Below are 11,884 nucleotides of genomic sequence, written 5' to 3'. Positions count from 1 at the left end.
TGTGGGCTCGATCAAATTCTCTTCTTCGAGTATTCGAAGCGAATAGCGTATTTCGTGATGGTCATAGCCCAATTCATTCGACATCTTCACAATCCCGATCGGTTCGTTGTTCACAACCATCTGAAGAACCTCCAAATGCCGGTCAAGCATATCAACCTCTTCTTCAACACCATCGATCATCGTATCTGGTCGCATGGAGCACGGCGAGATAACCTTTCTCACCTGTCTGTATTTCATTCTCAAATCCTGTCATCGCGGTTCGGATCGAGATTCTCCTGTTATCGTCAGGCCCTGAGCGGTTCGTAGACGAGGACGGTATTGTCGCTCCGAACTGTGACGAGATAGTCCTTGACTGTGAATCGCACCTCAACGTCGCTCTATTTCGATGCACTTGCTGTAATGATGTCTTCGAGCGCATCTGGGTCCACGTATTCGTACAGCGAGAGCGTGGTCTGGCCACCTGCCGGCTCGATCACATCAATGAGTGCTTCTACGACACCAGCAACAAGCTCTGAAGTCGATGAGTCGAAATCAATCGTCTCAGAGGCGACCAATGCGTATTGCGGTGGTGGATTCGGGCCAATGTGGTTTATGATGGACCCGAACCAACTAGTCGTTTTCGTTCTCATTGTGTCGCTGTTCATACTTTCTGCTAGCTCTCCAGAAACTTGAGTAACGGCTGCTTACCGCAGAACTCACTAGGTTGAAAGAAAGAGACGCTAGAAATTGAGTTCGATATACATAGCACGGTTATTTGACCGAATCATCTAATAAAATCAATCAATGTCTGATGAACTTATTTTATCCTTCGGGTCATTGGTGAAGATACGCTCTCACACTGGCCAGTACGATGCCATCGTCTGGCGCCATCACCCGACAATGGCTCGTGCTTGGGTGTGAGGGTTACCTCTCCCTTTCCCTCGCTGTCCGTTCCGATACGTGAGTGTCTCTATTGTTCAGTGATTTCTGTATTGAGCAGTCGGATTTCGGAAATCCGAATCGGAAACGGATAGCAGGTGCTGAGTTCCGCCAACACTGTCTAGCATCTTGGATCCAGACTGGCCGAATTGAACAGACCCCTTCAATATGGTCGGTCAAACTGTCGTAAACGGAGTGTGGTAACGGCTGTTATCTCCTCATTATTTTCATAACGACCAAGTCGAATCTATTCGTGTGAAAGATGCTCACGAAGCGGGTTTCGAAGGGTCATAGTAAAAGCCAGGTCGGAAAGATGAGAACTCAGTCAGCTGAGTTTGTCTGGGGAGTGGGAGCAACTTTTGTCGATTCAGGAGAAATATCGACGGGTCCATTAACGAATAGTGCATGGCCGATGAGGAGCACAGAGACGGTTGCACCGACAGGAACTGCAGCTGCCAATGAAAGCCCAGCAGCACTGACTGCGCCGGTAACACCAATCAATGCGAGTGGGATCAAGCCGAGAATGAGATCATAATATCCTGTCATAATCTATTCTATAAAATGGGGTGTAGGTACATAAGAGTTCTGCATAGCTACTCTTGAGGTTCTCTATTATCACTAAATAACCACTGAAAATCTTACCTATAACTTATGACGCTCAGATGGTCATCTTTTGTTTCAAAATTGATCAGCTGTCGGGACGTGCAACCTGATACCAACGGCTACGAATGTAAGTTACTACAATCAGCATTTGTGTTACCGGAACGCGTTTTATGCCTCCGTCCGATGCTCTAACTGCGCTCTCACAACTGGTCAAGGCAATTTCCCGACGCCATCATGCGACGCTCAAGGTTTGGCTGGTTGTGAGAGCCCTGCCAACGGCTTTCCTTGCCTTTCTGCGAGTAAGCGTTGGTGGAGACTGTGTTTTCGGAAAATCCAATCGGAAACGATTCAACTGGGCCACTGACGACCGGTACTCCGGGATCTGTTCGAGACTCATCTCGGAGAGAACGTTCTGGAGAGAGACGTACTGATTCGCTCCAAACTGACGGTAGCAGAACCTTGAGTCTTACTTCATAGTTGGTGGCCAGCACGACCAGTACTCACACTGATTTCCATCGACATTTCATCTATTGGAATATTCGGAAGCGACCCTGGCTTGCCTAAGAGTATCTCGGTTGTCGTGTTTACCTGTAATGAGCCAAACCAGCCAAATCACGACGGGATGTGACGAGTATCGCCGAGCGCTTCGACCAACTGATCAAGCAATCTTTGATCGACTCTTCGAGTATGCTCAGTTGCATACCGATCCCAGCACGGTCCACAAGCCATTGTTCGTCGAGACGCCCATTTTGATCTCGATGTTACTTGAACAGCAACTGCAGATCGATGATTTAGAAGACCGACTCGATCACGTCGAGGACGATTTGAACGGGCAGGGATGAGGTCATGGTGTACAAAATCGACTACGTCGACGGCGACGTCCTCACCTGGTCGGTAACTGAGACGGGGGTGGAGTGTGAAGTCGATGAATCGTATACACCGACGATCTACGTGTCCGTTCATGGTGACGGCGATTTTTCGACGGCACGTGCTGCACTCCGTGATCATCCTGCCGCTGTTCGGGTTGCTGTCGTCGACGAACGCGTGAGCTTTCGCCACGATCCTGAACAAGTGCTCCGGGTAAATGTCGTTGATCTCAAGGCGGTGAATTCAGTGGCACGAATGGTGAGTAAGTGGGGTTCGCCCGGTGAGTATCGCTGTTACAACATCGATTTCTCCCGAGAGTTTCGCTACTGTCTCGAAGGGGGGATTGACCCGCTGCCGACCCACGAACTCTCACAGATGCAGATTGCCGTCTCGGAGACAGAACTCGCGAGTGAGAGGGTTACCGAACTCACCATCGACGATGAGACAGTGACTGGGAGCGGCGAAGACGTGTTAACGGCATTGTCGAATCGAGTTGAGTCGGTTGATCCGGATGTACTTTTTCTGAATACCAGCGAGCTCATTCCTGTTCTCTTCCAGCAGGCCGATCGACTAGACGTAGAGTTCCAACTGGGTCGTCGGGCGGGGTGGCAGCAGTTGGCGGGCGAATCGACCTACGAGAGTTACGGCCAAGTCGGACATTCACCGGCACGGTACAATCTCCCCGGTCGGGTGATCATCGATGGCTCGAATACGTTCATGTGGAATCAGACGAACCTCGATGGCTGTCTGTATCTCGTGGAGCAGTCGGGCAAGCCATTGCAGGAGTTGGCATGGTCGTCGATCGGGAATATTCTGACTGGGATTCAGATACAGGAAGCACGGGAGCGAGATGTGCTTGTTCCATGGCGTTCGTGGCGTCACGAGAAGTTCAAGACGATGCGTCAATTGCACGACGCTGACCGGGGTGGGTTTACCCTTTCACCGGACGTCGGCTTGCACGAGGACGTCCACGAACTCGACTTCTCCTCGCTGTATCCGAATATCATCGTCACGCGGAACGTGAGTCCCGAGAAGATCCGGTGTGAGTGTCATTCTGGGAGGGAGGACGTGCCGGGCATTGGGTATTCGATTTGTGACGAACGGGGCTATCTTCCGGACGTGCTTGAGCCGTTGATCGAGGATCGGGATGCGATCAAAGCCGAAATTCGCGAGACAGAGGATGAAGAGCATCGCGATGAATTGGAAGGCCAATCGAGTGCGATCAAGTGGATTTTGGTGTCCTGTTTCGGCTACCAAGGATTCTCGAATGCGAAGTTCGGCCGTATCGAGTGCCATGAGGCGATCAACGCGTATGCTCGGGAGATTCTGTTAGAGACGAAAGCCGTGCTCGAGAAGAACGGGTGGCGGATTGTGCATGGGATCGTCGATAGCGTATGGGTGACGCCAATCCAAGGGGGAGGAACAGAGGTCGCTTTCGGAGCTTGTATCGGAGATTTCTGAAGAGGTGGAGATTCGACTCGAACATGAAGCGCACTACGACTGGATAGCGTTTGTGCCATTACGCGATTCAGATGCTGGTGCATTGACGAAGTACTTCGGGAAGGTCGCTGGTGAAGATGAGTACAAGTATCGAGGTATCGAGTGTCGTCAGCGGAGTACACCGTCGTATATCGATGATGCACAGAAAGCGTTGATTCGAGCGGTGGATGAGTATCGTGATCCAGAGGCGGTGTGTGAGGAATTACGGTCCTGGGTTGATCGGCTTGAGCGGGGAGCGGTCGATCCGAGCGAGTTGGTGATCATGAATCGGGTTTCGAATAAGAAGGAGGATTACACGCAGTCCACGCGGAGTGTGGCGGCACTGGAGCGGGCGGCGGATTTGGGGTTGGTGCGTGCGCCTGGTCAGAGCGTGTCGTATGTAGTGGTAGATGACGGGAAGCGCTCGCGGAAGCGAGTAAAGTTGGCGAGTGAGGAGGTAGATGAGTATGATATTGGATTCTATCGGGAGGTGTTGGTTCGTGCGGCAGCGAGTGTGTTATCGCCACTTGGGTGGCGTGAGAAACGCATTGAGCAGTTCCTCGCGAGTCATGTCGAAATTAGCCTCAAATCGTATCTCTAACGACCACAAGGTAGAGGCTGGCTCAGTTGTATACCCTTCTCTTCCACCGAACTAAAATCACGGCCTCGCTGGAAACTCTCCACCGATAACCGATTTCGACGGTCGTGCTGATCGCAAAACACGAAGGCCAGCCACGAGCGTCCACAGGAGATGGGTAGGTTGTTCAGTACACAGAAAACAGATTTCATATCAATACTGAACAGGTAGCCAACCAGTTCTCACCGCCATTCTGTCTGGAATTTATGTTATTTTATATACAGGAATTTGTAGGAGTCCGTCGTATCGAGTGCGAGTCGGTTGAGACAGTGCTGTGGGCACCACACGAGAGAACGAGAGACACTAACCATGAGTAACGAGACACACGACACGACGGCTGACACAGAATCGGATTCCAACCCGCTGCAGGCAACCCGCCGCACCGCGCTTCGCGGGGCAGGACTCACCAGCTTACTTGCGATGGGCATCGGCAGTGCCAGTGCCAGCCAGCCCCGGAACGAGATGTCTGCAGGTGACAGAACAGATTCCAGGGTGGCATCGATCGCAGAAGACGCGTACTTTTACGGCCTCCAGCAGGTCATCTTCTACGAGACGCGCTTCAATTACACGCAGAAGAAGGACAGCGACGTCTTCGTGGGGGTCAATCGGTTGTACTATCCCAACGAAGGCCGACCGATAACAGCCGACTTCACGGCTGTCGTCAGTCCGAATGCCACCACCTTGTACGGGCAGGGTTTCCTCGACCTGCAGGACGAACCCATCGTCATCGAGATGCCCGAGGTCACCGACCGGTACTTTTCGTTGGAGTTGATGGACCAGTACGGGATCTACCCCCTCTACGCCGGGAATCAGTTTAACGGCACCGACGCGCGGTCGTACCTGATTCTGCCAGACGGCTACGAGGGCGATATCCCGGGCGACTTCGCCGCGACCGATGTCGTCCAGGCACCGACGAAGACTCTGTTAACCGAAGTCCGGTACGCGCTGCGCGACTCCACGGACGAATCCGAAATCGCTTTCGTCAACGACCTGCATGAAAAGACGACTATTACCCCGCTCAGTGAGTGGCTCGCGAACGACCACTCGGGCGTGCCGCGGGCGGAACAGTCCGTCGTTCCCGGCGACTACGACACGGTGCCACGGATGGAGGACCTCACGACGCAGCAGGTCGAAAATCAGACTGCAGCGGATTTCTTCACCCTCCTCACCCTCGTCCTGAACGACCCGAGCATGTCGCTCATCGACGACTCACGAAAGGAGGCTGCAATGCTCGACCGGTTGCAAGAGGTCGGAATCGGCCCAGGACTGGAGTTCGAGTGGTCTGCCCTCGACAACGACGTACAGGAGGCACTGACCTGCGGGTTCGAGAACGGATTCGAGTGCGTCAGGACCACCGGTCAAGAGGGCTTGGTCGACATGAACGGCTGGCAAGTCCTTGCGCCGACGGGGGACTTCAGGACCGACTGGTTGGCCCGGGCCGTCATGGCCGACTTCGGCTATGCGGGCCCTGACTCACCCAAATCACACGTCGCTGGGTTTCGATTCACCGACGCGAGCGGCGACCCATTGGACGGGTCGACGCGATACACCATCACATTCGACCTCGACAACCTCCCACCGGTCACCGAGTTTTGGGAGGTTCCGATCTACGACGCGCAGGGCTACTTCGTCGAGAACGAACTCGACCGCTACAGTATTAACAGCTACATGCTCGAAGCAGGACTGTTGCACACAGAAGCCAACGAACTCGTCATCTACGTGCAACACGAGAAACCGGATGATTCCGAGAAGGTGCAAAACTGGCTGCCAGCCCCCGCCGGTGGCATGCGGTTTGCGGCTCGGTTCTACGGCCCCTACTGGTCGGTGGTCGACGGGTCTTACGACATGCCCGAGGTCGTCCCTGTGGAGGAGTGACCGACGCTCCACGGAGTCTCCTCGCACTCGGACGCGGGGAGGATAGCGATGAGTTCTAGCGGTATCGCAGTCCGGGAAAAGAGATCTCGAGTTGCCATCTCAGTTCGACGTGACATTTCAGATGACGAAAACGTGTTTGTCAGCGGACTTTTGGTAGTATGACCCAGGCTGCGGATTCCGTGCCCCTCCCCCCACCAAAATCGATTTCACGAATTGTTCTCCCTTCTATAGCGTTGTAATCCATGGTTCCCCCACCTGCGCTGTTATGATCGTCTGGTTTGAACGTCGAAAGCGACTGCCTACTCCTGGGGCCATACATCTGTTCTGTTTGTTTCTTCCCCGCTGATTGGCCCTCTCCTTGCTTCGTGACTCGAACAGTATACGACGGATCAGGACCATCGATCACGTAATATCCACGATTCGGATAGATATCCAGAGATAAACCGGATGACCACGAAACTTGGGGTCCTTTGATATAATTGCGGGTTACCGTCTCCGTCCCATCATCATGGTGCTTTACAACCTCTTTCTCACTATGGTCGACAAACGAATCACTAAACACTTTTTCTTGACTAAAAGAAATATGATCTCCATTATACCCACTATTCTTCATCTTATTAAAAAAGATGAAGCTCTTATTTACCAGCCAAAATCTCGTAGAACGCTCATTTTCGTCGATCTTCCTCCACGTGTAATCGTATGCATAATTGATCTCAACTTCGGGAACGTCTCTAAACGAGAGTGGTTTCGAGTGTTGCTGTCGTCGAGATCGTTGTCCTCCTGGTTCTCCTGTTAAAAATACGCCTGCCGCTCCGAACTGTTTCAGTGCCATTCGACGTGAAATCGGTATTTCGTGGTTCATTCTCTGCTTCCTCCAGTGAACAGGACGGCCAGTCTAACCCCCAATGGATGGAGTTTCGTGGTTCCGCTTCCACGGCGATGCGGATACGACGCGATTTCCAATAAATGAAATTAGAAATTAATATTCAAATCGTGGGAAGACGCTACCGGACATGACAGAGAATGTTTCTAGTTATCTAACAAATATTGTTTGGATTGTAAATGGAAAAAGACCAGCGTGGGTACGATTCCATGGAATGTATACGCAACTGTCGAGCGGTTTCTCACGGCTGAAATCCACCAGTCACCGACCGTTTATCCGACATCTCGTGTATAGGTTGCCCGATTTGCGTTTCAGGTCAGTCCTCCACGGCCGTTTCAGATTTTTCACTCGGTGCTCCCTGGGGTGACTCGGATGATTCGTCGGTCTCTGGCACTCGTCGTGGCAAGAACGTCGATGCGATAAGCAAGAGCAACACGAACAGGACGAGGAGTAGCAGTGCCGCCTGCTCAGCGTCGAACATCGCGGCCTTGAAGATGTCTTCAAGTAAGTGTCGTTGTGTAGGAATGAGTTGGTTCAGGAACTGCTGCTGTGTGGCTTCGGTTGCTGTTTCCGCTGCATCTTCGAGCGCGATCACCAACTCGTACCGCTGTTCCATCGAGACCGTCACATCCCGCACTTGCAGGACGCTGTCGACGACACTGCCGTAGAACCGTTCGAGCAGAACCGAACCGACGAGTGCCGTTCCCAGGGCGAACCCCATCGAACTGCCCGTTTGCAGAACGCCGGACGCCTCGGCGTAGTTCGCGGTCGGGACAGCGGACAACGTCATATTCATTATCTGCCCCATCAGGAGCCCGAGTCCGGTTCCGACGAGCGTCATTGGGACGATCATCCCGACAATCGTCTGAGAAGGCCCCGTCCCCCTGTACAACAGCATCAGTCCGAGGCCCATCACCACGATGCCGGCCTGGACGAGCGTCCTCGGCGAGAGGTACGCACGCCAGCCGGTCGTGAACGACGAGAAGACGAGCGTCGCGAGGGAGTACGGAAGCATCGCGACCCCGGCTTCGAAGGCGGTGTAGCCGAGCGCCGCTTGGAGGTAAACCGGGACGACGAACATGAACCCGGCCATGACAACCGAACGGAGACTGTACGTGACGACACCCGATACGAGACGTCCGTTCGTCAGCACGTCCAATGAAACGAGCGGCTCTCGCTCGGCGCGTTCCATCCGGCGTTCGTGCTGGACGAATGCGGCGAACGCAAGCAGTCCGACCCCGAGGAACCAGATCGTCGGCGACGTGCCGAACGGGTTGACCTGCACGTCGCCGACGAAAAACGGTCGCCTCACGAGTAGCCACCCGTACTTCCCGCTGAGAAGGAATCCCATGACGAGCGTCGACGCACCGACGATAGAGAGGACCGCCCCACCGACGTCCAGCGATCCGCGCGTTTCCTTCAGTCGCCCCGGTTGGAGATACCGGACGAAAAAGAGGGTCGCCGCCACAATAAGGAGCTGGAACGCGAACCCCCACCGCCAACTGGCGTAGGTCGTCAGTGACCCGCCGATGATTGGTCCGACGACCGCCCCGATCGCGCTCACGCCGGCCAACAGGCCGAGCGCCTTCGCACGGTCGTCCCCCTCGTAACTGACCATCAGTACAGTGTAGGTCAAGGGAAGTAATACGGCGGCCGCGATACCTTCGATGACCGACCAGCCGACGAAGAGCACGATGGGGTCCCAACTGATGGTCGCCAGTAGCGTCCCGACGCCATAGACGACCAGTGTGACTGCCGTCAGACGTCTGACATCGTACAGAGACGACAATTTGCCACCGGGAAGAACCAGTGCGGCTATCACCAGCGAGTAGAACGAAATCGCCCCCTGAACCACGGTGACCGTGGTGTCGAACTCCGCCACGATCGCGGGCACCGCCACGTTCATCAGAGCCGAATTGATACTCACAACGAACATTGAGAGGGTCACCGCGACCGCTGGCCCCCAGTATTGTAACCTCGTCTTCGGATCCGCAGTGAAAGGGGTACTCTCGTTGGAAGTAGACTCATCTGGGGCCATGCAGTGGTCTAACGCCTTTGACAATCAAAAAACATGGACGTGGTTAGTTACAGAGAAGTAAGACTCGCCTTGAAAGGCAGGAGGATGCCAATTCGGGTTGTCAGAGGCGGATAAGACAGGCTATCCGTTTGTTCCCCAACCAATCTAGAAGTTACGGCAATCTCTATCACCATTATCTCAGGATATTATGTAATATTGTCCTCATTACTTTAGGGAGTGCAGTCGTACCAGAGTGGGAGTTGGATGGGGCAGTGCTATTGAGCAACGATTGAGAGAATGAGAAACTTTGGCCATGAGCAACGAGACCCAAGACACACCGGCTGAAACGGACTACGAACTGCTACGGACAACACGGCGAACCGCGCTTCAAGGAGCGGGTCTCGCCGGATTACTCGCGATGGGTGTCGGCGGCGCCAGCGCCCAGCAAGAAACCTCTGGGACGACTACTCATCAGACGGGACGACAGACGGCAGAAAATAACGGCTCGATTCCAGTCGATTATACAAATTTCATTCGCGCACAAACAGATCGGTATTTCAAGAGTTACGCCGATTTGGGTGGATTCGGTGAGTTCTATCACTATCGAACGCCCGTTCCCATCGACGAGCAGGTCGTCGCGGTAGAGCATCGTGACGTGCTCCCCTCGATTGGGATCTTCGATCTGACCGAACCGGTCACCATTACAAAACCGGACACCGGTAATCGCTACCAGTCGATGCACGTCGTTGATCAAGACGGGTACACGAAGGCGGTCATCTACGAGCCTGGTGAGTACACATTGACGCGAGAGAAGATGGGGACACAGTACATTCAGGTCCGATTCCGTACGTTTGTTGACCCAACCAGCACTGCCGACATAAAGAAAGTCCAGAAACTACAAAATAAGATTGAGGTAAGTCAATCATCGTCCGGCACGTTAGCGCTTCCCGATTGGGATCAGGACTCGCTCGACAAAATCACCGGGGCGCTCAAAACAATTGCGAACACAAGGAACAGAATGCCGGAGTATGCATTTGGCGACGACGGCGGAGTTGATCCTGTCCAATTTTTCATCGGCTCCGGAATTTGGGGCGCACTGCCAGCGTCTGAAAACTTTTTCATCTATGAGTCTCCTCCGCAGAACGATGGCGAAACACCATATACTCTCACCTTTGATAATGTTCCCGCCGAGGCGTTCTGGGATATCAGCGTCTACAACAGCGATCTGTACTTCGAGAAGAACAAGTACGATGCGTACTCGATCAACAGCAAGAACGCAGAGCGGAACGCTGATGGCAGTATCACGATCCACTTCGGTGGCGACCCCAACCAGTCGAACTTCCTCTACACGCCAGACGGATGGATCTATTATGTCCGGCTCTACAAACCGTATGATGAAGTTCTCTACGGCTTCTATCAGTTCCCAAAGCCTCAGCTGGTGAAGTGACAGGCGATCAAGTCCGCTGTGATTGCCATAGCTTAGTGAATATCCGTGGGAGGATGCCAAGATGGCAGGTCGTCATTCCTAACTGAAACGGTTGTATAACCAGGCGACGGCGTATCCGGTCGTGAATCCGTCGAGAAGCGCCCAGACAGCCCCAATAACGAATCAAGATTGGACATATATTTTACCAGTTCTCACTGCCATTCTGGCTGGAATTTATGTTATTTTAGAGACAGGAATTTGTAGGAGTCTGCCGTATGGTGTGTGAGTCGGGAGAGGCAGTACTGTTGGGCACCGCACGAGAGAAGGGGGGACATGAGCCATGGACAAAGACACACACAACAAAACGGCTGAAACGGAATTTGAACCACTGCAGGCAACCCGTCGCACTGCACTTCGCGGGGCAGGCCTCGCCAGCTTGCTTGCGATGGGCGTCAGCAGTACCAGTGCTACCCAAGACACGCCGAGCCAGACCACGAAACACGCCCAGAAACAGACAGCAGACAAAACCGAGACGACCCCAGTGACATGGGCGAACTATCCACGCGCCAGCTGTCATGCTGTATTCCAGCTAAACGTCAACAAGGGCGGGTTCGGACAGTTCTATCACTATCGAAATCTCGGCCCCATTGATGAGCAGATTGCCCCCGAGGAGAATCGTGACACGCTCTACTCATTGGGGGTGTTCGATCTGACCGAGCCCGTCACCATCACCAAACCAGACAGCGGTGACCGATATCAGTCGATGAATGTACAGAATGAAGAACAATATGGGAAGATGTGTGTCTACGAACCTGGCCAGTACACGATCACACAAGATATGGTAGATAGTCGGTATGCTGGCGTCGAGATCCGCACATTTGTTGACCCAAACAATCCGGACGATCTGGAACAAGTTCGGAAACTCCAGGACGAGATTGCCGTGGATCAGTCATCAGCCGGGTCATTCGAGATTCCCAACTGGGATCGGCAATCGTTCGAAGAGATCAACAATGCGCTCAAAACAGTCGCGCTCACGGTAGACAACCTCTCGGACGCGTTTGGTGACGTCGGCGAGGTCGACCCCGTGAAATTTTTCATCGCCAGTACGGCAGGGTGGACCGGCGTTCCGGAGCCGTCGGAAGCAGTAGTCCTCACAGAGACACCCGCCCAGAACGACGG

8 protein-coding genes and 2 pseudogenes are annotated in these 11,884 nt (G+C 53.6%); 5 read left to right on the top strand and 5 right to left on the bottom strand.

Going from position 1 to position 11,884, the window contains the following annotated elements; all coding sequences use genetic code 11:
• The 3 genes and pseudogenes from BG842_RS25640 to BG842_RS33360 all read right to left on the bottom strand — a co-directional run.
• Positions 1–180: pseudogene (locus tag BG842_RS25640) on the bottom strand (hypothetical protein); the annotation flags it as partial.
• A 197-nt stretch (positions 181–377) separates the two neighbouring features.
• Positions 378–644, bottom strand: coding sequence for a hypothetical protein (locus BG842_RS25635; protein WP_254663408.1), 267 nt, complete (start codon positions 642–644; stop codon positions 378–380).
• A 595-nt stretch (positions 645–1,239) separates the two neighbouring features.
• Positions 1,240–1,464: a hypothetical protein gene (locus BG842_RS33360; RefSeq protein WP_083252751.1), complete on the bottom strand. Its 225-nt coding sequence runs from the start codon at positions 1,462–1,464 to the stop codon at positions 1,240–1,242.
• Positions 1,465–2,114: 650 nt separating this feature from the next.
• Here BG842_RS33360 and BG842_RS25630 point away from each other — a divergent pair.
• The 3 genes and pseudogenes from BG842_RS25630 to BG842_RS25620 all read left to right on the top strand — a co-directional run bounded on the left by BG842_RS25630 (position 2,115) and on the right by BG842_RS25620 (position 6,379).
• A complete protein-coding gene (locus tag BG842_RS25630) occupies positions 2,115–2,363 on the top strand; it encodes a hypothetical protein (protein ID WP_069452999.1) in 249 nt (82 codons plus the stop codon).
• 4 nt (positions 2,364–2,367) lie between these two features.
• Positions 2,368–4,468 (top strand): annotated as a pseudogene (locus BG842_RS25625) (type B DNA-directed DNA polymerase).
• A gap of 345 nt (positions 4,469–4,813) precedes the next feature.
• Entirely contained in the window at positions 4,814–6,379 is a 1,566-nt protein-coding gene (locus BG842_RS25620; RefSeq protein WP_217493378.1) for a DUF1254 domain-containing protein, read from the top strand.
• A gap of 139 nt (positions 6,380–6,518) precedes the next feature.
• On the opposite strand, the gene BG842_RS29410 is transcribed toward BG842_RS25620, so the two are convergent.
• A complete protein-coding gene (locus BG842_RS29410; RefSeq protein ID WP_139136273.1) occupies positions 6,519–7,211 on the bottom strand; it encodes a hypothetical protein in 693 nt (230 codons plus the stop codon).
• 367 nt (positions 7,212–7,578) lie between these two features.
• Entirely contained in the window at positions 7,579–9,198 is a 1,620-nt protein-coding gene (locus tag BG842_RS25615; RefSeq protein ID WP_256388575.1) for an MFS transporter, read from the bottom strand.
• Positions 9,199–9,592: 394 nt separating this feature from the next.
• Here BG842_RS25615 and BG842_RS25610 point away from each other — a divergent pair, with 394 nt between their 5' ends.
• Both BG842_RS25610 and BG842_RS25605 read left to right on the top strand, forming a co-directional pair.
• Positions 9,593–10,726: a DUF1214 domain-containing protein gene (locus tag BG842_RS25610; RefSeq protein WP_069452997.1), complete on the top strand. Its 1,134-nt coding sequence runs from the start codon at positions 9,593–9,595 to the stop codon at positions 10,724–10,726.
• A gap of 319 nt (positions 10,727–11,045) precedes the next feature.
• Positions 11,046–11,884, top strand: an 839-nt coding sequence (locus BG842_RS25605) for a DUF1254 domain-containing protein (RefSeq protein ID WP_069452996.1), incomplete at its 3' end; no start/stop codon positions are given.

Origin of the sequence: Haladaptatus sp. W1 (assembly GCF_001723155.1) — an archaeon.
GTDB lineage: Archaea > Halobacteriota > Halobacteria > Halobacteriales > Haladaptataceae > Haladaptatus > Haladaptatus paucihalophilus.
This window is presented reverse-complemented; position numbering and strand designations above follow the sequence as displayed.

Excerpts from the sequence above, each read along its gene's own strand:
- BG842_RS25635 (WP_254663408.1), bottom strand. The coding sequence starts at position 644 with ATGAACAGCGACACAATGAGAACGAAAACGACTAGTTGGTTCGGGTCC.
- BG842_RS33360 (WP_083252751.1), bottom strand. The coding sequence starts at position 1,464 with ATGACAGGATATTATGATCTCATTCTCGGCTTGATCCCACTCGCATTG.
- BG842_RS25630 (WP_069452999.1), top strand. The coding sequence starts at position 2,115 with ATGAGCCAAACCAGCCAAATCACGACGGGATGTGACGAGTATCGCCGA.
- BG842_RS25620 (WP_217493378.1), top strand. The coding sequence starts at position 4,814 with ATGAGTAACGAGACACACGACACGACGGCTGACACAGAATCGGATTCC.
- BG842_RS29410 (WP_139136273.1), bottom strand. The coding sequence starts at position 7,211 with ATGGCACTGAAACAGTTCGGAGCGGCAGGCGTATTTTTAACAGGAGAA.
- BG842_RS25615 (WP_256388575.1), bottom strand. The coding sequence starts at position 9,198 with ATGTTCGTTGTGAGTATCAATTCGGCTCTGATGAACGTGGCGGTGCCC.
- BG842_RS25610 (WP_069452997.1), top strand. The coding sequence starts at position 9,593 with ATGAGCAACGAGACCCAAGACACACCGGCTGAAACGGACTACGAACTG.